Source organism: Pseudomonas sp. GW823-FHT05G12 (genome assembly GCF_058795575.1).
Genome location: NZ_CM179501.1, coordinates 791,109 through 812,509, shown reverse-complemented (window position 1 = coordinate 812,509; position 21,401 = coordinate 791,109). Strand labels below are relative to the sequence as shown.

Annotated in this window: 20 protein-coding genes; 5 read left to right on the top strand and 15 right to left on the bottom strand. The window is 58.8% G+C overall.

Translation table 11 applies throughout. The features are described 5' to 3' along the window. Positions 1-111: 111 nt before the first annotated feature. The 6 genes from AC3RCM_RS03760 to AC3RCM_RS03735 form a co-directional block, all read right to left on the bottom strand. Positions 112-549 carry an Lrp/AsnC family transcriptional regulator gene (locus AC3RCM_RS03760; RefSeq protein WP_010951921.1) on the bottom strand — a complete coding sequence of 146 codons (438 nt, stop codon included), beginning with the start codon at positions 547-549 and terminating at the stop codon, positions 112-114. After that, a complete protein-coding gene (locus tag AC3RCM_RS03755; protein ID WP_409322731.1) occupies positions 546-1,934 on the bottom strand; it encodes a threonine synthase in 1,389 nt (462 codons plus the stop codon). Before AC3RCM_RS03755 ends, AC3RCM_RS03760 begins: the two co-directional genes overlap by 4 nt. 24 nt (positions 1,935-1,958) lie before the next feature. Continuing rightward, positions 1,959-2,843, bottom strand: a complete 885-nt coding sequence (locus AC3RCM_RS03750; protein ID WP_198747364.1) for a LysR substrate-binding domain-containing protein — start codon at positions 2,841-2,843, stop codon at positions 1,959-1,961. A gap of 45 nt (positions 2,844-2,888) precedes the next feature. Continuing rightward, positions 2,889-4,328, bottom strand: a complete 1,440-nt coding sequence (locus AC3RCM_RS03745; RefSeq protein ID WP_409322732.1) for an amino acid permease — start codon at positions 4,326-4,328, stop codon at positions 2,889-2,891. 142 nt (positions 4,329-4,470) lie between these two features. Beyond that, positions 4,471-5,742 carry a cystathionine gamma-synthase family protein gene (locus AC3RCM_RS03740; RefSeq protein ID WP_010951917.1) on the bottom strand — a complete coding sequence of 424 codons (1,272 nt, stop codon included), beginning with the start codon at positions 5,740-5,742 and terminating at the stop codon, positions 4,471-4,473. A 167-nt stretch (positions 5,743-5,909) separates the two neighbouring features. Continuing rightward, positions 5,910-6,794 carry a homocysteine S-methyltransferase family protein gene (locus AC3RCM_RS03735; protein ID WP_177409998.1) on the bottom strand — a complete coding sequence of 295 codons (885 nt, stop codon included), beginning with the start codon at positions 6,792-6,794 and terminating at the stop codon, positions 5,910-5,912. A gap of 119 nt (positions 6,795-6,913) precedes the next feature. Between AC3RCM_RS03735 and AC3RCM_RS03730 the strand changes: the two genes are divergently transcribed. Both AC3RCM_RS03730 and AC3RCM_RS03725 read left to right on the top strand, forming a co-directional pair. Beyond that, positions 6,914-7,735 (top strand): ABC transporter substrate-binding protein, encoded by an 822-nt coding sequence (locus AC3RCM_RS03730; protein WP_003247511.1) that lies wholly within the window; start codon positions 6,914-6,916, stop codon positions 7,733-7,735. Continuing rightward, the gene (locus tag AC3RCM_RS03725) at positions 7,732-8,553 is read left to right on the top strand and encodes an amino acid ABC transporter permease (RefSeq protein ID WP_003247513.1); all 822 of its coding nucleotides are present in this window, start codon (positions 7,732-7,734) and stop codon (positions 8,551-8,553) included. Before AC3RCM_RS03730 ends, AC3RCM_RS03725 begins: the two co-directional genes overlap by 4 nt. A 105-nt stretch (positions 8,554-8,658) precedes the next feature. Here the strand turns inward: AC3RCM_RS03725 and AC3RCM_RS03720 are convergent, their stop codons facing one another. Then, positions 8,659-9,588: a malate dehydrogenase gene (locus AC3RCM_RS03720; RefSeq protein ID WP_198747362.1), complete on the bottom strand. Its 930-nt coding sequence runs from the start codon at positions 9,586-9,588 to the stop codon at positions 8,659-8,661. A gap of 425 nt (positions 9,589-10,013) precedes the next feature. Between AC3RCM_RS03720 and AC3RCM_RS03715 the strand changes: the two genes are divergently transcribed. Next, complete coding sequence (locus tag AC3RCM_RS03715; RefSeq protein ID WP_492629382.1) at positions 10,014-11,399, top strand: GntP family permease; 1,386 nt, start codon at positions 10,014-10,016, stop codon at positions 11,397-11,399. Positions 11,400-11,495: 96 nt separating this feature from the next. Here the strand turns inward: AC3RCM_RS03715 and AC3RCM_RS03710 are convergent, their stop codons facing one another. The 4 genes from AC3RCM_RS03710 to AC3RCM_RS03695 all read right to left on the bottom strand — a co-directional run bounded on the left by AC3RCM_RS03710 (position 11,496) and on the right by AC3RCM_RS03695 (position 13,682). Then, on the bottom strand, positions 11,496-12,194 hold the full coding sequence (locus AC3RCM_RS03710; protein WP_492629381.1) for a hypothetical protein: 699 nt from the start codon (positions 12,192-12,194) through the stop codon (positions 11,496-11,498). A gap of 244 nt (positions 12,195-12,438) precedes the next feature. After that, positions 12,439-12,651 carry a hypothetical protein gene (locus AC3RCM_RS03705; protein ID WP_014589611.1) on the bottom strand — a complete coding sequence of 71 codons (213 nt, stop codon included), beginning with the start codon at positions 12,649-12,651 and terminating at the stop codon, positions 12,439-12,441. After that, on the bottom strand, positions 12,644-12,772 hold the full coding sequence (locus tag AC3RCM_RS03700) for a hypothetical protein (RefSeq protein WP_263395049.1): 129 nt from the start codon (positions 12,770-12,772) through the stop codon (positions 12,644-12,646). Before AC3RCM_RS03700 ends, AC3RCM_RS03705 begins: the two co-directional genes overlap by 8 nt. 775 nt (positions 12,773-13,547) lie before the next feature. After that, positions 13,548-13,682 carry a KTSC domain-containing protein gene (locus tag AC3RCM_RS03695; RefSeq protein ID WP_263970427.1) on the bottom strand — a complete coding sequence of 45 codons (135 nt, stop codon included), beginning with the start codon at positions 13,680-13,682 and terminating at the stop codon, positions 13,548-13,550. A 670-nt stretch (positions 13,683-14,352) separates the two neighbouring features. Here AC3RCM_RS03695 and AC3RCM_RS03690 point away from each other — a divergent pair. Beyond that, positions 14,353-14,916: an HNH endonuclease family protein gene (locus AC3RCM_RS03690; RefSeq protein ID WP_099452844.1), complete on the top strand. Its 564-nt coding sequence runs from the start codon at positions 14,353-14,355 to the stop codon at positions 14,914-14,916. A gap of 121 nt (positions 14,917-15,037) precedes the next feature. On the opposite strand, the gene AC3RCM_RS03685 is transcribed toward AC3RCM_RS03690, so the two are convergent. The 3 genes from AC3RCM_RS03685 to AC3RCM_RS03675 are packed head-to-tail and all read right to left on the bottom strand — an operon-like array spanning position 15,038 to position 18,326. Then, entirely contained in the window at positions 15,038-15,943 is a 906-nt protein-coding gene (locus tag AC3RCM_RS03685; protein ID WP_099452843.1) for a ParB/RepB/Spo0J family partition protein, read from the bottom strand. Continuing rightward, positions 15,940-16,833, bottom strand: a complete 894-nt coding sequence (locus tag AC3RCM_RS03680) for a ParB/RepB/Spo0J family partition protein (RefSeq protein WP_099452842.1) — start codon at positions 16,831-16,833, stop codon at positions 15,940-15,942. Before AC3RCM_RS03680 ends, AC3RCM_RS03685 begins: the two co-directional genes overlap by 4 nt. After that, entirely contained in the window at positions 16,833-18,326 is a 1,494-nt protein-coding gene (locus tag AC3RCM_RS03675) for a recombinase family protein (RefSeq protein WP_260680790.1), read from the bottom strand. The genes AC3RCM_RS03680 and AC3RCM_RS03675 overlap by 1 nt, the downstream gene beginning before the upstream one ends. Before the next feature lie 182 nt (positions 18,327-18,508). Between AC3RCM_RS03675 and AC3RCM_RS03670 the strand changes: the two genes are divergently transcribed. Then, on the top strand, positions 18,509-18,862 hold the full coding sequence (locus AC3RCM_RS03670) for a hypothetical protein (protein ID WP_021782005.1): 354 nt from the start codon (positions 18,509-18,511) through the stop codon (positions 18,860-18,862). A gap of 417 nt (positions 18,863-19,279) precedes the next feature. Here the strand turns inward: AC3RCM_RS03670 and AC3RCM_RS03665 are convergent, their stop codons facing one another. Then, the gene (locus AC3RCM_RS03665; RefSeq protein WP_104963011.1) at positions 19,280-21,385 is read right to left on the bottom strand and encodes an AAA family ATPase; all 2,106 of its coding nucleotides are present in this window, start codon (positions 21,383-21,385) and stop codon (positions 19,280-19,282) included. Positions 21,386-21,401 lie beyond the last annotated feature (16 nt).

Here is a 21,401-nt window from a genome sequence, read left to right as displayed (position 1 = left end):
TATTGGCCAATCTGGCCAGTGCAAAGCGCGCACCTGCGCCGGGGCAAAACGCACAACGCCGCCTGGGCGCGAACCTAGGCGGCGTTGTGCTAGCCAATGCAAAGACGCGCTTCAGACCACCGCGGCCAGGACGAACGAAGTCACCGTGTTCTCCACCCCGGGCATGGCAGCGATTTCCTTCCACACATGGTGCACCCGCTCCGGGCTGGAGGCCTCGACGCGCAACATCAGGTCGAACTCGCCGCTGAGCACTTCACACTGGATTACCTCGGGGATCTGGCGCAGCGCATCGAGTACCGCCTCACCGCGCATGCGGTCATAGCGGTAGACGAAGATCACCGCGTTGATCAACGACGCCGGCCGTCTGCCCTCACCGATGCGCAGGGTATAACCCTGAATGGCGCCGTCGCGCTCCAGGCGCTCGATGCGCTGGCGTACCGCATTGCGCGACAGGTTCACCTTCAACCCCAACTCGGCGTGGGCGATACGCGCATTGGCGGTGAGCTCGGCGAGAATGCGCTCGTCCAGGGGGTCGAGGATGCGCTTCATCGCCCAGCCTGCAACCGGGTCAACAAGGTATGAACACCGGCCAGGTCGTCAGCTGCCAACAGCGGCCCATCGCCCGCTGTGCCGACCGCGCCGGCGGGCACCTCACCGTGCCAGGCCCCCAGCTCCGCCAGCAGCTCGGCAGACTTTTCGGGGGCAAACTGCCCCAGCGTGACAATGGGCGCACCGATGTTGCGCCGGTGCAGGCGCCCGGCGAATACCCCTGTCGCGGCATGAGGGTCTACTGCGCTGCCCGTTTCGTGGAACAGCGTGACAATTTCTTCGCGAATCAGCGCGTCGTCCACGGCATAGGAGTCGAACAGCATGCGCGCATGCAACCACTGGCGGTTGCCGATGCTCAGCTCGCCGCACGCCTCGAAGTGCTCCATCAGTGCCCGGGTCGCCCCGCCATCGCGGTCATACAGTTCCCAGACGAAGCGCTCCAGGTTGGAGAACAGCGAAAAGTCCATGACCGGTGACAAGGTCTGGCTGGTTGAGCCACGGCTGTAGCGGTTGCAGTGGATGAACCGGTGCAAGGCATCGTTGCGGTTGGTGGAGACGATGATCTGGTTGATCGGCAGGCCCATTTTCTGGGCAATGAACCCCGCGTAGATCTCGGCAAAACTGGCCGTGGGGATGCTGAACCCAACCGGGCGTATGCCGCCACCGAGCTGCAGCGCCGCATGGAAATAGAACACGATCTGCGCCAGCACACCGACCCAGTTGGTGGAGTTGAAGCTGACCGGAATCAGCCCGGGGCATGGCCAGTCACGCAGCAGCGCCGACACCAGCGACTGGCAATCGTCAAAGCTGCCATCCACGGCCACGCAGCTCACGCTGTCGGACGCGGCGCTGCGCATCACTGCCGCGCGGTCGGCGGGCGTGCCTGCGCTGGGGTATAGCGCCAGCAAGCCTGCTGCAGGGCAATGCCGCAGCGCCTCGATAGCCGCTACTGCGGTATCGCCGTTGCTGGCACCGACCAGCATGACCCGCTCGCACTCCGCCCCCAGAAAGTGCCGGACAAAGCGCGCCTGCAACTGCGCGGCAAAGTCCTTGGAGGACCGGGTAGGCCCATGGAAAAGCTGCAGGATCCATTCGTTATGGCCAAGCTGCTGCAACGGCGCAATGCCGCGGTGGCGGAACCCGCGATAGCTGTCGCTGACCAGCGCCCTGAGCGTAGGCTCGTCGAGGGTATCGCCGACAAACGGTGCCATTACCCGCCAGGCCAGTTCGTCGAAGGGCAACCACGACCAGCTGGCAATTTCCTGTGGGCTGAACACCGGCACCGAGGTGGGCACATAAAGCCCGCCATCATCGGCCAGGCCAGAAAGCAATGCCGTGCGGAAATCGACCCGTGTCTCGTTGCCGCGCGTGGATGTGTACTGCATCGGTGCTCCAGATAGCTACGTAAATTAACGATGCGCCATGGCCACCAGCCAATGGCTGAACGCCTGGGCATCGGGGGACAACGCTTCACCCAGGCCGCGTACCAGGAAAAACGACTCGCTTGCCTCGATACGCTGGGCAAAGGGAGCGACCAGCCGCCCCTCCTGCAGCAGCTCCTCTACCAGCGACGAGCGTGCCAACGCCACGCCCAGCCCCAGCTCCGCCATGCGCAGGGTCGACACCAGCGTGTCGAACTGCAGGCCGCTGGAAGAATCGACCTGATCGGCACCGACCCGCTCCAGCCAGTAGCCCCACCCCTCCTCGTAACCCAGCACATGCAGCAACGGCACACGGGCCAGGTCGCGCGGGTCGCGCAGCGGGCAGCTGGCCAGCAGCGCGGGTGCGCACACCGGCACCAGCACGTCGCGGGTCAGGCGCTGCGCCTCTACGCCAGCCCACTGCCCGCTGCCCCAGCGGATTTCCAGATCATCTTCGGCATCCAGCTCCTTGACCCACAGGTTGCTGATGTAGCGGATGTCCACCTGCGGGTGCGAACGCCGAAAGTCGGCCAGCCGCGGGGCCAGCCAGAAGTGCAGGAACGACAGGCTGCCCCGTACCTTCAGCGGCCGACGTTGGCGTTGCCCGAAGATTTCATTGGTGCCGACCGCAAGGCGGCTGATGGCGTCCTGCACCACCGGCAGGTAGGACTGCCCTTCTTCGGTCAGCCCCAGCCCGCGCGGCAGGCGCTTGAACAGCGCCACACCCAATTGGCTTTCCAGGTGACGAATCTGCTGGCTCACGGCCCCTTGGGTAAGGTGCAGCTCTTCTGCCGCATGGGTGAAGTTCAAGTAACGCGCCGACACTTCGAAGGCTCTCAGCCAGTTCAGGGGGGGCAAGGTTTTCTGAGTCATCGGCGGCTTCTCGTGGCTAGGTTCCGGTGGCCTAGTATCACCTGCTCAGGCGGCCTCGGAACCTGGGACGACAATTTCCACCGGGCCCGTACGGCGGCTGCGGTACTTGCACGTCAGCCAATAGGCCAGGTAGCACCAGGCAATGAAGGGCAAGCCGAAGTACAGGGCAACCCGCTGAGCTGGGTCGAAGGCAATGCCGACGCAGGCCAGTACGCAGCAGAAAATGGCCCCCAGTGGTACGAACGGGTAGCCACGCACCCGGAACTTGAGGTCCTCGAGCTTGCCGCCGCTGGCGATGTAATGACGGCGGAATGCGATCTGGCTGGCCGCGATGCTGATCCACACCACTACCACGGCCAACCCTGAAATCGACACCAGCGCCAGGTAGATGGTGTCGGGGGCAAACACACTGCTCAACAGCGAAGCCATGCCGCCAGCCATGCTCAGCACGATCGCATTGAAGGGAGTGCCGCGGCGCGACAGCGTGGCGTAACGGCGGGGCATGTTGCCTTGGTCGCTGAGGGTCCAGAGCATGCGCGAAGCGGCGTAGAGGCCGGAGTTGGCGGCAGACAGCAGCGCGGTGATGATGACGAAGTTCATGATATCGGCCGCGTACGGGATACCAATCATCGCAAAGACCATCACGAACGGGCTTTCAATAACCCCGGCCTGTTCACGCGGCAGCAAGGTGGCCAGTACAAAGATGGTGCCGATGAAGAACAGCGCCAGGCGCAGGACCGTGGTGCGAATGGCCTTGGGCACGTTCTTTTCCGGGTCTTTGGTTTCGCCGGCAGCGATGCCGATCAGCTCGGTACCCGAGAACGCGAAGGCCACTGCCAGCAGGGTCATTGCAATGGACCAGAAACCGGTGGGGAACAACCCTTCACGGGTGAAATTGCCCAGCCCTGCACTATGCGCCTGCTGGATCTCGAAGCCACCCAGAATGGCCCCGCCGCCCACCACCAGAAAGGCGATGACGGCCAATACCTTGACCAGTGACAACCAGAATTCGGTTTCGGCGAACGATCGCACCGAAATGATATTGCTGATGAACACCGCAGCGCCGAACAGCGCACTCCACATCCATACCGGCGTGTCGGGGAACCAGCGCACCATCAGGATGCCCGCGGCGGTGAATTCGGAGCCGATGGCCACCGTCCAGGTCAGCCAGTACATCCAGGCCACCATGTAACCGGTGCCCGGGCCGAGGTAACGCGTGGCGTAACTGCTGAACGAGCCGACTTCCGGCATGTGTACCGCCAGCTCACCCAGGCACATCATGACCAGGTACACCATGATTGCGCCAAGTATGTAGGCGATGACCGCGCCCAACGGGCCGGCCTGGTTAACGGTGTAGCCCGACGTGAGAAACAGGCCGGTGCCTATCACTCCGCCCAGCGCCAGCATGACGATGTGGCGGGTTTGCATATCCTGCTTGAAGGTATGCGCCGAGGCATTTCTAGTTGTGGTTGTCTGCACGGACATTGTGGGTTACTCATGAAAGTTGGCGGGCAAGGACGTAGCAACGACCTCGTCTTGGCAGAGCGAATCGAGTTGCCTTGCATATTGTTTTTGTTCGACTTCATGAAGTGGCACCCACCACACGGGTGGGTGCTACGCGCCAGCCTCAGGCCTGCACCGGGCTCTGGCAGGCGTCTGCGTCAGCGTGCAATTCCTTTGCGACGGCCAGTTCCTCACGCACCGATGCACAGGCCTGTGCCAGGTCCGCCAGCAGGTCATCGGTTTCCTCGATGCCCACTGAAATGCGCACCAGCCCTTCGGAAATGCCCAGCGCCAGGCGCTCTTCCAAAGTGTTCTCGACATGGCTGGTGGTGCGCGCCGGGCCATAGATGGTCTCTACCGCGCCGAGGTTGCCGGCCCGGTGGGCATACTTCAGCCGCGGCAGCAAACGGGCCACGGTCGGCATGCCGCCCTTCAGCACGAAGCTGACGATGGCGCCAAACCCGCGCATTTGCGCCTTGGCAATGGCATGCCCGGCATGCGCCGGCAAACCTGGGTAGTTCACCGCTTCAACCAGCGGCTCGGTGCTCAGGTAATGGGCCAACGCCATGGCACTGGCTTGCTGCTGGCGCAGGCGCACTGCCAGGGTCTTGATACCGCGGATGATCAGGTAGGCCGAGAACGGGTCCAGCGCCGCACCGTTGATTTCCCGGTAGTGCCGCACCTGGGCCATCAACGCCTCCGCGCCGCACACCACGCCACCCAGCACGTCACCATGCCCGGACAGAAACTTGGTTGCGCTGTGCACCACCACATCCACGCCCAGCGCCAGCGGGTTCTGGTTCAGTGGCGTGGCAAAGGTGTTGTCGGCCACCACCAGCGCCCCCACCTTGTGCGCAGCGGCGCTCAGCCGACGAATGTCCAGCACCTTCAGTGTCGGGTTGGTGGGCGTTTCCAGGTACAGCAGGTCGCAACCGGCGGCAATCTCGCGCTCCAGCGCTTCAGTGTCCAGGGTATCGCACAGGCACACTTGCACGCCCATGCGCGGTAGGAACTCTTCGAAGATCTTGTTGGTGCCGCCATAGCTGTCGCGGGTCGACACCACGCGTTTGCCGTTGGACAGGAAGGTGTGCAGCACGGCACTGATGGCCGCCATGCCGCTGCTGAACGCGACTGCCGACTCGGCTTGCTCCAGTTCGGCCAGTTTTGCTTCCAGCGTGGCGACCGTGGGGTTGCTCATGCGGCTGTAGATGAAGCCCGGCTGCTTGCCCTGCGCCACGTCGTACCAGGCATCGATATCGTTATAGCCATAAGCGGCGCTGACCACGATCGGGGTCTGCGTGGCGTTGTACGGGTGCTGTACCTGTTCCCCGCTCCACACAACCCGCGTCCCCACACCGGCCGCAGCATTGCCCTCGAATTTTTCGTTGTTGTTCATATCCGGTTCCCGCCCAGCTGAGTTGTGTACACCGATGCAGCATCGGCCTTCAGCGGACTATAGGGAGATGGCGGGGGCCTGAAAAACGATGGAATCCGGGTCTGACTGGCGTTTTTTTTAATGGCTGCGGGCCGGGCGCTGCAAAAGCCGCCCGGCCATGTGGGCGCTTAGGCCAGGTTGCGCTTCAGCTCTGCGATATGCTCCGGGCCGATGCCACAGCAACCGCCGACCATGCTGGCACCACGCGCACGCCAGTCCTTGGCCCATGCCAGGTAACCCGGCGGATCGAGGTCTTCGCGCAGTTCGTCCAGGCCATCGTTGGCAGTGGCTTCTTTGGGCTGCGGCGGGAAGGCGTTGGCATAGGCACCGATGGCAATCTCGGCGTTGTGTCGCTCGATGACCGAGCGCGCGACATCAATGGCGGCGCCGATCACCTCCGGCTGGCTGCAGTTGAACAACACCGCAGCCACGCCCAGGCTGACTGCGGCTTCGATGGCTTCGGCCACCGGTTCACCGGAACGCAGGCGCGGAACCTCGTCGACGTCCTCGTCCTGCAGGGTGAAGGACACCCAGAACGGCCTGCCGTCTGCCGGCAAATGGCTATGAATGGCCCGCACTTCGGCCACGGAACTCTGGGTTTCGGCCAGCCACAGGTCAACATGCGGGGCCAGGCCCTGGAGCAGCGGGGTCAGCACCTCTGCCACACGCTCGGGCTGGAACAGGTCGGGCCGGTAGGACCCGAACAGCGGCGGCAGCGAACCGGCCACCCTGACCGGGTGCGCGCCGCTATCTGCCGCGTGCCGCGCAAGCTGGCCTGCGATATGGGCCAGCTGTCGCCCTTCGGCGGCAAAGCGTTCTTCACCGATGTGGAACGGCACTACCGCATAGCTGTTGCTGGTGATGACCTGCGCACCCGCCTCGATGAAGGCTGCATGCACACCCACGACCGCCTCCGGCGCCTCGCTCAGCGCCAGCGCCGACCACTCGGGCTGGCGAAACGGTGCACCACTGCGCTGCAGCTCTCGGCCCATGCCGCCGTCCAGAATTACCATCGTTCGCTCTGCCATATAACTTCTCTGAAGGTTCTTATGAATAAAATTCATTATGGGGATTGGCGGTTATAACTATTAAATACCCTATCACCCATTTGCCCAACATATCAGGTATGTACATGCGATTTTCTTCTCTGCTGGGTGCGGGCCTTGTACTGCTCGCAACTGCCACCCAAGCCTTTGCTGGCGCAACGTTGGAGCGGGTTGAATCGCGCAAGGAAATGGTCAACGTGCTGATGGAAAGCTACCCGCCGTTTTCCTTCCTCAATGACCACAACCAGCTCGACGGTTACGACGTGGACGTAGCCAAGGCAGTGGCCGACAAGCTCGGCGTCAAACTGCGCCTGGAAACACCGTCCTGGGACGTGATTGCCGCTGGCCGCTGGAGCGGGCGCTACGACATCTGCATTTGCTCGATGACCCCGAGCAAGGCGCGCGCCGAGGTGTTCGACTTCCCCGTGGAGTACTACGCTTCGCCCGCCGTGATCGTGGTCAATGCCTCGGATGAGCGCATCCATGGCGCCAAAGACCTGGAAGGCCGCAAGGTGGGTTCGATCAGTGCATCGAGCTACGAAAGCTACCTGAACAAGAACCTGGTCATTGAAGGCAAGGAAGACCAGAAGATCGATTACCCGTTCGACTTCGTGCAGGCTGCGCCCTACGACACTGAAAACGTCGCCTTCCAGGACCTGGGCCTGGGCACTGGCGTGCGCCTGGACGCCATCATTACCAACCTGGTGACCGCGCAGCCGCGCCTGCAGCAAGACAAGCGCTTCAAGCTGGCCGGTGCGCCGCTGTATGAAGAGCCCAACGCGGTGGCCATCGAAAAAGGCGACCCTGAGTGGGATGCCAAGGTACGCCAGGTGTTCGCCGAGCTGAAGGCTGATGGCACCCTGGCCAAGCTGTCGCAGAAATGGATTGGCGCCGACATCAGCAAATGAGCACCTTCCCTCCCTCCCCCAAGCCCGTGGCAAAGCCTGCGGGCGCCGGCCTGTTCGGCTTTCGCACCCGGTTACTGCTGACCTGGCTGGCGCTGTTCGGGCTGTTTGTCGCCTTCTTCCTCAGCTTTGACCTGAAGTTCGCCATCATTCTGGAGAAGTTTCCCAACCTGGCCGGTTTCAAGCTGGGGCCCAATGGTTTTCTGCAAGGCGCCGCACTGACCCTGTTCCTGTGCCTGTGCTCGATGGTGGTATCCGTGCTGCTCGGCTTTGCCGCCGCGCTGGCACGGTTATCCAACAGCGCGGTGCTGGTGGGTGTGGCCAGCTTCTACACCTCGTTCTTCCGTGGCACGCCGCTGCTGATCCAGATTCTGCTGATCTACCTGGGGCTGCCGCAGGTGGGCCTGGTACCCGGCGCCATCAGCGCCGGCATCATTGCCTTGTCGCTGAACTACGGCGCCTACCTGAGCGAAATCTTCCGCGCCGGCATCCTCGGCGTGGCCCGTGGGCAGCGTGAAGCAGCATTGGCGCTGGGCATGCGCACGCCGCAGATCTTCTGCCACATCATCCTGCCCCAGGCCATGCGGGTGATCATTCCGCCCACCGCCAACCAGTTCATCTCGATGCTCAAGGATTCGTCGCTGATTTCCGTGATGGGGGTTTGGGAGGTGATGTTTCTGGCGCAGTCGTATGGGCGTTCGAGCTATCGCTACCTGGAAATGCTGACCACCGCAGCCGTGATCTACTGGGTGCTGTCGATACTGCTGGAACTGCTGCAGGCGCGGCTGGAACGGCATTTTGGCAAGGCTTATCAGCGCTGAGGGCTGCCACACGGCCCTTGCAAAATCATCTACGCAGGCACGACGTGCAGGAGCGCCACCAGGGCGCTCCTGCATCGACCGCGTCAACTGAAGCCGCTTTGCTGCTCACAAAGCTTTCATCTCGGCAATATCCCGCGCCACCTGGTCTGCCGAGTGGTCGAACATCGCCTGTTCCTGCGCATCCAGCGGCAACTCGATAATCCGCTCAAGCCCCTTCTCTGCCAGTACGCAGGGCACACCCATGGCGATATCCGTTCGCCCATACTCGCCCTCAAGAATCGCCACCGCCGGCAAAATACGGTTCCGCCCATTGGCGATCGCATCGACCATCTGCGCAATGGCCACGCCCGGTGCATCGCAAGCGCTCCCCATCTTCTTCAACCCCAGAATCTCGCCGCCGCCCTTACGTGTGCGTTCGACAATCTGCTCGATCTGCTCATCGGACAAGAAGTGCGACAACGGCACCGAGCCAATCTGGCAGTAGCGCATCAGCGGCACCATGCTGTCGCCATGCCCGCCCAACACCAGCGCCGTGATATCCCGTGCAGAAAACCCGGTTTGCTCAGCGATAAAACACTTCATGCGCGCGGTATCCAGCACCCCCGCCTGCCCAAACACCTTGTCGCGCCCCTGCCCGCTGACGCTCCAGGCGCGATAGGTGAGGACATCGACCGGGTTGGACACCACCAGCACCGTCGCTGTCGGCGCGTGGTGTTTGATGTCCGCCATGATGCTGTCGAGGATTGGCAGGTTGGTACTCAATACATCCTGGCGCGACTGGCCGGGCTTGCGCGGCACGCCGGCCGTGATCACCACCAGCTCGGACCCCTCCAGCATCTCGGCTTTGGCCCCGCCGTGAACATGGGTATCGGAACCTGAATCCACCGCCGCCTGCCAAACGTCCAGCGCCTTGCCTTGCGCCAGTTCACCCTGCACGTCCATCAACACCAGCTCACGGCACAACTCATCCCGGGCGATGATCTGCGCCGCCGCCTCGCCGACCAGGCCGGCACCCACAATCGTTAATTTGTTCACCAGACACCTCCCAGCGGCGCGCGCCACCAGGAACACGCCTGCGTATAGAGAGAAGTATTGCCTGCCGGGGCCAAATGGCCACCCAAGATGATGCGACTACCTTCACTTGACAGTATTCCACGGCAGCGCAAATACTTTGGCCAGATTCATATAGATGACCATACAACAAGGTGAATCAATCGATGAACATACTGCCCAAGTGCCCCGTCGCCACACCACCACCCGCCGGCCTGAGCGCCACGCCTCCATGCTGCCCATCTTCCGTTACCAGGCGCCCGCCTGTGAGCGGCAGCTAGCGCAAAGCCGCGTTCCCTTCCTCGAAACCGCAGCAGCAGCCGCAACGGCAGCCACCTGGCATGCCCCGTGGAAACGCCCGTCACGCCTTCAAACCCTGAGTGCACGCCAGCCCAACCGAGACTCCTTGAATGACTCCCTTAGATATACAGCTATTACTGACAGCATTGGCCAGTGTTCTGGTGCTGGTGGCGCTCATCGTTTCGCGCCTGAAAATGCACCCGCTGCTGGCCTTGCTGGTGGTGTCCATTGGCGTGGGCTTCGCGACGCATATGGCGCCAGGCAGCATCGTCTCCCACCTGCTCACCGGCGCCGGCAAGACACTGGGCGCAGTGGGGGTGGTGATTGCGCTGGGTGCGATGCTCGGCAAGATCCTGGCTGACGCTGGCGTCACGGAGCAGGTCGCGGATGTCATCCTCAAGCGCACCTCCGACCGCATGATCCCTTGGGCCATGATGCTGGTTGCCTTTGTCATTGGCATCCCCATGTTTTTCGAAGTCGGCCTGGTGATCATGCTGCCGCTGATATTCAGCGTGGCGCGCAAACTGGAAAGCAAGGCGCGCTTCAAAGGCTCGGCGTACGTGTATGTAGGTGTGCCGGTCATTTCGGCGCTTGCCGCCATGCACGGCATGGTACCGCCGCACCCAGGCCCCCTGACCGCCATCGCCGTGCTCAAGACCTCGGTTGGGCCCACCATGCTCTATGGCTTCCTTGCCGCCATTCCGGCAATGATCCTGGGCGGCCCGCTGTACGGCATGTTCATTTCACCGCGCATGAACACGCGGCCCGATCAGGCATTGCTGGACCAGTTCACACTGGCTGATAAAGCCGATGGCCAACCCCGCCCCGGGGTAATGGTCGGCATGCTGGCCGCATTGCTGCCGGCCATCCTGATGCTGGTGCATGCCGTCGCCGAGATGCTGCTGCCCAAAGGCAATGCGCTGCTGGAGATGGCCAGTTTTCTGGGCAACCCGCTGATCGCCATGCTGCTGGGCGTGCTGTTCGCCGGCGCCAGCCTGGTGCTTGCGCGCGGCGGCGACGCCGAACAGCTGCGCGATGCACTGGGCAAAAGCCTCAAGCCGATCGCCTCGATCATCATGATCATTGCCGGTGGCGGTGCCTTTCAAGAGATGCTGACCAGCGCCAAGGTAGGCGATGCCATTGTGCACCTGACCCAGCAGTCTGCCTTCCCTCCCCTGATTCTGGGGTGGCTGATCGCGATGCTGCTCTCGGTGTCTACCGGTTCCGCCACGGTCGGTATCGTAGGGGCTGCCGGCCTGCTGGCACCGCTGGCTGGTGCAGACCCCAGCCTCAACCTGCCTTTGCTGGCCTTGTCCATCGGCTGCGGTTCGCTGTTCTTCAACTATGCGAACCATGCAGGCTTCTGGATGGTGAAAGAATCCTTTGGCATGACCATGGGCGAAGCCACCAAGACCATCTCGGTGGTGCAGTCGATTGTGGCGGTGGTTGGCTTGATCGTGGTGCTGCTGCTGAACGCGGCGATTGCTGTGAGCTGAACCGGCTTGCAACAACTGCCCTAGATCATCCCAAGGTCTGCACGGACGGTGCGGACCTTGGGTCGCGATGGGCTGCAAAGCAGGTTCACACTGACATCAGTACTGGTTTTTCTTCAACTTCTCGGCCAAAGGCGGATAGTAGATCTGGCCGATCTCATCCGATGACCACCACGCCCAGTGCAGCAGGTACAGGGTGACGATGCTCAGTAGCGCATAGCCCTTCCAGCCAAACCAAAAGGTGAAATAAGCCATCAACCCGGGCAGCTGGAAATGAGCACTCACCCCAGCATTTGCAATTGCCATCAGCACCAGGCCGAACACCAGTACCCCGGCTTGGAAGCGCTGTTGCCGCCACTCCTCGCGCTGCACGGTCAAGCGTTTCCAATAGTTGTAGAGGAATTCGTTGCCTTCACGAAGGCTGTGCTCTCGCAGTGCACTGAAGGTCACGTAGTTGGGAAACAACGAATAATCTCGCGGGCCCTGAAGCCGATACCACGGAACGAAGGTGCCCATGATCGCCGCCACACGCGCCAGCACCGGAATTACCACCGACACCACCAGGCAGAAGACCATGATGCCCACGAATATACGCCCGACATTTTCCCAGACGATCGCCATGTCCCCTGAGAAACCCAGCAAGGTTGTACCCAGTGAGTGCATGAGCGCGATATCGATGAACAAGCCTACATAGGCCAGCTTCAATGCCCAGCGTACTTCCCACGCTTTTTCGAATACCGCACCCGGCAGCCCGGCAATAGGGTTGGTGGTTTTCAGGCTGTCTCTGTTTTGATCCATGCAGAACCCTCGGTAGTTGGCACATGGCCAGGCAAATGGTCAGGGCAAAGCGCTTTAAATGCGCTTTGCCTGATTACCATGCACTACAGAGGCGCGAGCGTTCTACTCAACTTGAGGCAGTTGCTACCATCCCCGCAGAAGGGGCTGCTTTTGTGTTGCATGTCCAAGGGCTGCAAAGCAGCAGTTCATGCATCCACACCGGAGTGCCATGCCCTCTTCCGCGGTGCACACTAATCAGCTGGTCCTACCCACCCTGCTCCATCACCTTCCCACACTGCTCACTGGCCAATCGGCTGATGATCCGGATCGCCTGGTGGATACCGGCCGTGTTGCGAAAGCTCAGACGCGGGTTGTGTTCGCATTCCAGCATTTCGTCGTGCTGGACCAGGGCCTCGCCTAGCAGTTCTAGGGTCCAGGCGTAGCTTTGGATGGTGGAGAGGCGTTCTTGGTCAGACATGGCGGGCCTCCGGTTGGGTGGAGGTGAAGAAAGGTTTGCCGACGGCGAGCTCACTCAGGGCGGCCGAAGAACAACGGCGGAGAACGGATACGCGGATCTGTAACGGATTTACGGTGATCATGCATGAGTTCCTTTCGTGATGGAACTGCCACCGCTCGCGGCCAAGCAAGTTAAGGTGGCAGCAGTACGCGGGTTGGCCGACCGGGACGAAAGGAGCCCGGCACACCCGAAGGTGTCCCGCGCACCACCGCCATAACGCAACATCGCGGGCACAAAAAAGCGCCTGCGATGGAGATTGGGCGCTGATGCGCCTTTCGATTCCGACCGGCCAAGGTCGCATCGCCGATGCTTCGGCGACAGAGGGACTTTATTCCTGGGTGGCGGTTTTCGCAAGTTTCTCGGGGTACGAATAGCCAACGCGCGCCGTAGGAAAACGGCTTGCCACAGGTCACATGTACTTCCCAGAATAAATGCGGTCCGTGTAGGAGCTGGCTTGCCTGCGAAGGGCTGCGCAGCAGCCCCATACGGAAAATCCATTATCTAGAAAAATTTCGGTTATCACCCGGTAAGCACTGGTCAAAACCTGATCGCCAGCTAACCATTATCTAAAAATACCTGCAACCCTAAGTGGAAAACTGCGAACCATAAAGTCAAAAACACGCAGATCCGTGGGGAAAAAAGCGGGAACAAAAAAGCCCGCACAAGGCGGGTTTCTGTTGGTGCCAGGTAGCGAGAAATCGCCATAGGCCAACTGATTCTGGTGCGGAGACAGGAATCGAATATCACCTGTTAAGCCCTTAGAATGTAGGACTCACCACCTAATTCCGTTCTTGCATATCCCTAAACGTATCCCTAAAGCAAAATCCACCGACCTGTCTGACCGCTAATCCTTCAGATCAGCATTGATATCGATCCTTAATCACCCGATCGTAGTAGCCTCCCTTGGATCCCGCATTCATCAGCCCCTGATGGACCTCCGACGGTACTCTACAGAAATCGTACGTACGTCCCTGCTTAAAGGTGATCTTCATTCTCTTGGTAATCGGGTCGTAACCGACAGCGGTGATAGCTGAAGATCTGACTGGAATCATTTGCATCTCATGCTCCCTCACGCTGATGGCGGCATAGTGGCCAGGGTCCAGAGATACTAGGTCACTCAACCTCTGACAGCCACCCGGGACATTGTGACTCTTGATTTCCATCAATCCTGAGATCCGGGGACCCTGAGAGATGGCATCTGCTACGGGGACGGGAACCCGCGCAGCCTTGCTAGCGGCTGCCAGGTTGACGATGGTTGACAGTTGACGAGGTTGACGCCTCCCGAAGAGAAGGGTCAGTAGCCTGGTGAATGGTTGATTGGGTTCACCACCCAGACGAGTGTGTTCACCCGGTTCACCTGTTCACTAAGCTGGGCACCCTGCTGCTAACGAAGTCCCGCGGGTTCCCAGCCCCGTATCTGGCCACATCTCTCAGGGTCCCCGGCGGCTCCTAGGATCCGGGAGGTGGGGAATGCCTCAGCCGCTGAAGGCACGACCAACTAGGGGGCATGGGGTCGCTAGATGACTACGAATCCAAAGCGGTGTAACAGGTGTAATAGGTGTAACGACACCGCACAACCCATTGTTCTTAAAGGTAAAAACAGTGATACACGCTCAAGCCTTCGCTTTGCCCTAGCAGTGTAACAACAGATCCGGTGTAACCATGGTAGGCCGCTATCGACCCAAACCGGCCCTTCGCAAAGGGCCGCAATGGGCAAACGCTGCGAGTCACGGACGCTGCCTTCGACCCAGCGCAATCCTTCATCACGTTCGACTACAGCTGACGGGGATCGGTGAATTCCGTAACGCCTGCGTCAGCGTACCGTTGTACCCAGACCGGCTGGATACCGCAAAAACCTGTTCGCTGTTAACGGAACTCGAAAGCGGTTTACGGCTATCCGTTAAAAGCGAAGAGCCAGAAGTACCAGACCTATCAGCGCTTGGTATAGAACATATTTCGCCGCGCAGTTGGAACGTCCCACTGGCCGCTGAAAGATGGCAGCGTGGCAGCCGACAGCGACGCGTCGATATCGAAGTGATAGTGCGCTCTTGCGCTACATTGACGCCCTGGCAGCTCCTGATTCGTGAACGGCATGAGAGCATCTCAATGCTAGGCAACTTGACGCTGCTTAACTTCAGCGTCAATAGGACGGCGCAACACTGCGATTTCGCGGCGAAACGCGACAAGCTGATGCCAATGCTGGCCTTGGTCTCAATGTCCCATTGATTGCTAGCTCTGCGTGGGACGAAGCCGCGATTTCAGCCAGAGTCCATGCCCTCGCCAAAATAGCATTGACGATCTGTCCTAAAAACGAATGATGACCTCCCACCCAGCACAGCAGATGGGTCTATTCACGCTCCAGACTACGAGCATCTGCGGTGACCGCCTCCACAACCCCCGCCAGCTCCCGTACCAGGTCAGGCTCGAAGCGCTCCAGGTAAGCTGCGATAGTCTGATTGCGCAGCATGCGAGACACATAGCCCTTGGCAACCACGAGTACCAGCATGGTTTCGCCAAGGGTGTCTTCAACCAACCGGTAGTCGTGGTAGAGCTTTTCCATCTCCCGCTCCATGCGTGCAATGTCTTCAGCAGTCACGCCCTCACTGACTTTCTTTGCCTCGACCAGCTGTTCAGGACGCGTTGCGGCCAAGACCATTTCGGCGTAGCGGCCAGTAAAACAGTTAGCGGACATCATCATCTCGACTAATTCGATCTGGCGCATAGGCTTCATCTTGCGCAGCACACGAAAGACCGCCTGACTGACCATTCGCGTTTTCAGCATCTCAGCGACTTCCGGCGCAATTCCCCGCAGCAAACGCTGGCGCTCGCGGATGCGTCCAACGTTGACGCTCAAGACTTCGGCAATCCGCTCGGCGGTCGTTCCTTTGCGAATGGCCTCCAGAATCATTTTGTGCTCTTGAATTGGGGTAAGTCGGTTGATCTGCCGGTTGTAGGTGAAGCCTTCGTCATCTGTCGCCAACAGACACAACGCGTCTTTTGCACCCAACTGTACGAGCGCAGCTAGTCGCAAATGACCATCCAACAACAGATAACGGGGCTCCTCTCCTGCCCCGTGAACCGGCTCGGGATGCACCGCAAGCGGTTCAACCACCCCCAGCTCACGGATGGAAGCTAGGATCGCCGCATACTTGACGGAGGTCAGCATATCGTGGGTGACTTGGCGAGAGGGCAAGATCAGCGGTAAGCGGACGGTAATTAGATCAGGCTCAAAGGCACGCTTGACGACAGTCATGCGTCCCCCTGAATACGCTCGGCCAATACCTGCGGCATATCTTCAATGCCTTCGCTGCGTAACATTGAGCGAAAAAATTCATCGGCTAGTAACCGACGCAATGCGGTCACGACGAAGAGCAATCGTTGCTCACTGATGTCGGCCTTCTTCACCATCAGGCGCTGACGGCGCACCTCAGTCTGATAGGCGGTTAGCAACTGGCGGGGAGTGGTCATGCGCTCGCCTCCCTGATGCTTACCATAATCTTTCCCTAGAACCCGTCGACGGTCGATCAGACGGCGCACCTTGATGAGTTCATCCCCTTTCAACAGCCCACTTTCATAGGCCTCGACCATGGCGGCCTGGACCTGGGCATCGTCGGACCGTGCCACATGGATCGCGACTTTAATCGGTAGCCAGCCCTTTTCGACAGCAGCGATCAAGCGCTCCTCTCCTTGCCGCAACAGGATCAGAATCCCGCCGACATAGGCACGGTTCAAGCAGGTTTTCTGGGCAATCTGCCTGATGGAGTAACCACGCTCGTGCAGTACGTTGATCGCCATCAGCAAGTCGCGGTTCGAATGCTTGCGTCGCGCCAGATTCTCCACCAAGCTGATGAGATAGCGGTCCGCCTCAGCCGCCGTCACCACGACCGCCGGAATGGCCGACTCCCCCAGGACCTTAAAGGCTTCGAAGCGCCCCTGCCCACAAATAAGGTCGAAACTCGAACCATTACGGGTCACCGTGATCGGTCGTTTCAACCCCAGACTCGCAATGTTTTCCACTAGGCGTGCAAACACTTGTTGATTGCGACTACGCGGGTTGAGCACGCGAATATCCGCGAGTGGGATCTGCGCAATAGGCGCTGCCTGCGCCACATGAAGTGCAAGATGCTCTCCCGATGTGGCCATTACGCAGCGCTCCCCAGGGGTATACGTCGACTCAGGTCCGCCAGGATATCCAAGCTGTCGAACCGGTAGAGTTCCAGTTCGCGCGGATTAGTATCTCCCAGACGCAGGTGAGGTGCCGCCAAATCGATCATGGGAAAGAGGTAGTAATCAAGCACTTCCTGCTCACCAGGGAGCATGCGAACAGCGACCGTCAGGTCCGGTAATAAACCGAAGTCGAAGCGTAGCTGCCAACGTCTGCGCGGCGACTCTGAGCATTGACAGCGGCACAGCACCACCGAGATCGAGAACTCATCATTAACCCAAACCAGTTGGGTCTGGGGGTCGACCGAGATGCGTCCACCGACAAGACGAATGCGCTCCTGCGTGTCGACCAAGATCTGCGGATACAGCTCTCGCAGCCGGCGATTGGCCTCCAGAAAGCTGTAGTCCCGTGCGGGTGAATAACCAATCAGGCTGTAGCTGCGTAGCAAACTACCAAAGCGCTGGCGATAACAACTGCTGGATGGGCAATCCTCTTGCTCATCGATGATCAAACCAGACAGACAACCTCGCTCCGCAAATAGTTGCTTCAGCGTGGCCAGCATTTGCTCATCAGTCCAGTGCCGTGACCGCGCACGGATGATGGCCTGCGCCGCTAGAAACAAAGCGTGGTCGACCACTGAGGAGAAGGCACCGTCCGCCCGCACCAACTGATCAACTGGATTAGGTGTACGGGGCTGTTTCAGCTTGCCAGACGTGCGATTCCATACGTTGTTACCGATGTACTTTTCGTTGATCAGGACCTGATGCACTACGCCCCGTGTCCACGGCCGCTGGAAGTCTGTTAGCAGGCCACGCCGATTCAGTTGCGTTGCAATTTCAGCTTCGGTTCGACCTTCCCTGACAAAGGCCTGGTAAATGTCTTGAACGACCTGTTGTTCGGACTCAGGACCTGGAGTGAGGATCACCCGATCCGTCTGAAGGCTTTTGTACTCTCCCCGACCCAAGATTGCTTTAGGCTGCCCAGTCTGATCGATAAGTTGACGACGCAATCCATAGCCAGCCGGGCCTCCTTGTCGGTAGCCCAACTCGATCAGGCGCGACTGCCCCGCAAATACCTTGACGGACAGTTCACGGCTGTACTCACCGGCCATCATGCGCTTAACACTCTTGATAATGCTGGAGACCGGTGAGCCATCGTTAACGAACTGTTCGGCGCAGTATTCGACCCTGACACCCGCCTGCCGACATCGTACTTCGTAGCTGGCGCTCACATCAGGGTCCTGAAAGCGCCCCCAGCGACTTACGTCATAGACCAGAACCACAGAGAACTCGGACTGACCCGCGTCAACGTCTCGAAGTAGCTGCTGAAGAGCTTCCCGACCATCCAGGCTCAAGCCACTTTTCCCTGCATCGGTGTACACCCGGACGATCTCCAGCTCATGCGCTGCCGCATAAACGCGAATCGCATCCAGCTGGTTCTCAGTGGAGTACTGCTGGTGTTCCGTCGACATGCGGACGTAGGCAGCGGCTCTATTGCTGCCCTCTGCTAGGGATAGCTGTGCTCGTCTCATTTGTTGATCGATGCCCCCTCAGCGGCTTGGGGTCTACACCCATGCCAAGCCGTAGATTGCACTACGCCTACCGGCCTTCGTCAGATGCGCCACAAACGAATATAAATAGGAGCCACAGAAAAATGATCGCGAAAATGGGCAATCCTTTTCCAATCAATGCAGAAATCTACGCCGGCGCCGTAGCCGCTGCCTTACGTACCGAATTAGGCACGTCACATCGCGCAATCAAGACGCTGCGCAATTGGACCGATGCCAGTGAACGCACCGCTAAGCACTGGCTGGCGGGCAGCCATGGTCCCAGCGGCCTTCATTTGGTTGAATTAATGCGGCATTCGGACCATGCGCTTCAGGCAGTGCTTGAATTGGCACAGCGGAACTCGTCCGTGGCAGTGGTCTGGCTTCCCGCTTTGCGCGAGCGCTTGCTTGACGTCGCGGAAATGATCGAGGCTTGCCTGGGGCCTGGCAGCGCTCGCTGACAGCCCTTTGCGCGGTCTCCCGGTCTCTATTGCTGTAGCCTGAATCCTCCGTGTTCAGAAGATTCCAAGCCATTTAAAGTATGTAGATTCTGCATTTGAAGAGTGCGGGATATTCAAGGCTAAAAGGCTAGTAGCGGGACTACTGTTCAGCTGAATGCCCGCAATTTGCCGATTGCTGCCGCTCTCCACAGGCAGCTTTGGGTCGAAAGCAGCCGGTCACGAATACCCGCTTTCGACCCGAAAAAGACGGTGGCCTTTATGGCTTTGGGTACGGTTTCAGCTTCAATGTAAGCAATGAGGGGGAGGCTACAGAATTCGGAAAAAGTCGAACGGTAAGATCTCCGAATTCTGTGGGATTCCCTTCTAGGTCAGAAAGCCCCCCCAAGCGTCAGTAGGGATCAGATCCGTGGTACTGACTTACGCAACGGTGGGAGCGGGCGTAAGCAGCGCGACACACTCCTCGATGACATATTCCGGAATGCTCTCGAATTTATGCGGGTTGAGCTGCATCACGTACTCATTCTCGATGTGATAGGACTCGTTGATGAATTTGCGGATGACGCTGTCGTCGTGCTCATCATTGATGAGCCGGAACAGCTGGATTTTTTCATAACCCACAGCGGTAGCGTAAAACTTGGCCTTGATGGCCACCACATCCTTCACCTCAGCCACCAGGGCAATGTAATTAAAGTCGGCGATATGGTTGTTGCGGATTTGTGACTCGGCATCTGCCTGTTCGGCAGTCGTCATGTCCCGAATAGAAGATCCTGACTGAATCGTCGGTGTATCCCGCCCCTTGAAAAGGCTAGCAAGTAGGTTGTATTCCAGGCCTGCGTCGTCCAGCAGCTCGAAGTGTCGTCGCAGGTAGATTGTCTTCAGGACGGTGTCGGTAAGTGCCTCGATATTATCTTTGCAGATTTTGGCGAAGGTCTGGATATCGTTCCTCTCGATCGGAACTTCCGTTACAACCCCGGCGCGCGAAGATAAGAAGCAAGCAGATGGTTCGGCGGCTTTGAATATGGCGTTGGTACTTTTTATGACATCAATCGCGGGTTCGATGTCGTGGGTGAGCATCAGCGTGGTTATGCCGCGCAGACTGGCCTTACCCCGGAATAGCTCCTGGAGGATCGCAAATTTCTTGTTCTTGTCGAAAGATGAGATAGGATCATCCAATACGACTAAATCCGGTTTTTCACTGAGGACTTGATGCATGAATAGCACAAGCGCAAATGCGTTTTTTTCCCCGTAGCTCAGATGACGTGAGGCCGTCTCTATGTAATTCTCCTGGTCTTTGTGGATTAGCTTCATTTTGTAGGATTCTGGTTCGGCTACGATTTCAACAACGTATTTGTAGCCTGCAGACTTCAGGAAGCCATTGATGCTGTTCTGGTTGTCTTCGATGTTTTTTTTAATTTTCGCTTTGTGTCGATTGATTTTCCCTTTGAGGCTACCAACTTTCCCAATCAAGTCATCCAGCTGAAGGTTGATAGGGTCGACGGTCTTGCGCGTCTCCTCAGAATCAAGCTTGTCGATTAAATTGAGCTCAATTTTCAAAGGTGTCAGTTGGTCGCCAATTTCTTCGAAATCGCGTAGAGAGAAAAAAGATATAGTTCGCAACCCCTCCAGCTTGTTGATCAATGCATCAATGTCCGCTTTGAGGCCCGTCAGGAAGCTTTGCTCCTCCGCCTGCAATTCAACCTTTGCCTTTGTCACATTCTCCAAATTCTCCCGGCACTTCTCGCTGAAATATTTTCCTAGCCTGTCAATGATTCCGCGAAGGAGGTTAATGTGCCCGACGGCGTTGGAGTCATACTCTCTTTCGACGGCTAAGGCTGTGTCCTTCTGTTCTACGCTAGTCAGCGCTATTGAACAGTAGGGGCAGCTATCTGCTAATTGTAGAAATTCATTGCCTTTTACCTGCCATGCGATCCATTTGGCAGGTTCCTGACTTTTAATAAACGTCGAAAATGGTTGCAGGACATCAGGAATGTTTTCCAACTTATTGCCAGATCCGAATGCCTTGTGGATCTTGCTTGTCTTGGGGATGGCACCTGTCTTAGACTTTCCGAAGGCCTCCCGTAATTCCTTCAGATCGGTTACGACTTGTCCGATTTCAGCATTGTCGGAGAACGCTTTTCGGATACCCGAAAGCAGCGAATCGATATCAGCCATCTCCGCCAGATATTCCGGAGTTCTGATGAAAATCTCAAAACTATTTTTCACAATCTCATCTTTCTGGAACACGAATTGCTGCACATAGCTGTCGTCAAATACGAGGACTTTCCTGAGTTTGTCCACTCCCCGAACCTCCGGGGCTGGCATATCAGGCTTGCCGCGGTGCTTGAATGGGATCAACTCGTGGAGAGAGCCGTCAGCACGAATATGGCTGATAATAGCTTTCGCAATGGTGCTTTTTCCAAGGCCGTTTGGCCCATATTTGATGTTTAGCGCTCCTTCAGAAATAACTACATCTGCGCGGTCAATACTGTTGCAGTTGAGTACGGTAACTGTGTAGTTAGCCATGCGACCCCCTTAATCT

Coding starts and splice junctions, on each gene's coding strand:
- AC3RCM_RS03760 (WP_010951921.1), bottom strand. CDS start 549: ATGAAGCGCATCCTCGACCCCCTGGACGAGCGCATTCTCGCCGAGCTC.
- AC3RCM_RS03755 (WP_409322731.1), bottom strand. CDS start 1,934: ATGCAGTACACATCCACGCGCGGCAACGAGACACGGGTCGATTTCCGC.
- AC3RCM_RS03750 (WP_198747364.1), bottom strand. CDS start 2,843: ATGACTCAGAAAACCTTGCCCCCCCTGAACTGGCTGAGAGCCTTCGAA.
- AC3RCM_RS03745 (WP_409322732.1), bottom strand. CDS start 4,328: ATGTCCGTGCAGACAACCACAACTAGAAATGCCTCGGCGCATACCTTC.
- AC3RCM_RS03740 (WP_010951917.1), bottom strand. CDS start 5,742: ATGAACAACAACGAAAAATTCGAGGGCAATGCTGCGGCCGGTGTGGGG.
- AC3RCM_RS03735 (WP_177409998.1), bottom strand. CDS start 6,794: ATGGTAATTCTGGACGGCGGCATGGGCCGAGAGCTGCAGCGCAGTGGT.
- AC3RCM_RS03730 (WP_003247511.1), top strand. CDS start 6,914: ATGCGATTTTCTTCTCTGCTGGGTGCGGGCCTTGTACTGCTCGCAACT.
- AC3RCM_RS03725 (WP_003247513.1), top strand. CDS start 7,732: ATGAGCACCTTCCCTCCCTCCCCCAAGCCCGTGGCAAAGCCTGCGGGC.
- AC3RCM_RS03715 (WP_492629382.1), top strand. CDS start 10,014: ATGACTCCCTTAGATATACAGCTATTACTGACAGCATTGGCCAGTGTT.
- AC3RCM_RS03710 (WP_492629381.1), bottom strand. CDS start 12,194: ATGGATCAAAACAGAGACAGCCTGAAAACCACCAACCCTATTGCCGGG.
- AC3RCM_RS03705 (WP_014589611.1), bottom strand. CDS start 12,651: ATGTCTGACCAAGAACGCCTCTCCACCATCCAAAGCTACGCCTGGACC.
- AC3RCM_RS03700 (WP_263395049.1), bottom strand. CDS start 12,772: ATGATCACCGTAAATCCGTTACAGATCCGCGTATCCGTTCTCCGCCGT.
- AC3RCM_RS03695 (WP_263970427.1), bottom strand. CDS start 13,682: ATGAAGATCACCTTTAAGCAGGGACGTACGTACGATTTCTGTAGAGTA.
- AC3RCM_RS03690 (WP_099452844.1), top strand. CDS start 14,353: ATGGTAGGCCGCTATCGACCCAAACCGGCCCTTCGCAAAGGGCCGCAA.
- AC3RCM_RS03685 (WP_099452843.1), bottom strand. CDS start 15,943: ATGACTGTCGTCAAGCGTGCCTTTGAGCCTGATCTAATTACCGTCCGC.
- AC3RCM_RS03680 (WP_099452842.1), bottom strand. CDS start 16,833: ATGGCCACATCGGGAGAGCATCTTGCACTTCATGTGGCGCAGGCAGCG.
- AC3RCM_RS03675 (WP_260680790.1), bottom strand. CDS start 18,326: ATGTCGACGGAACACCAGCAGTACTCCACTGAGAACCAGCTGGATGCG.
- AC3RCM_RS03670 (WP_021782005.1), top strand. CDS start 18,509: ATGATCGCGAAAATGGGCAATCCTTTTCCAATCAATGCAGAAATCTAC.
- AC3RCM_RS03665 (WP_104963011.1), bottom strand. CDS start 21,385: ATGGCTAACTACACAGTTACCGTACTCAACTGCAACAGTATTGACCGC.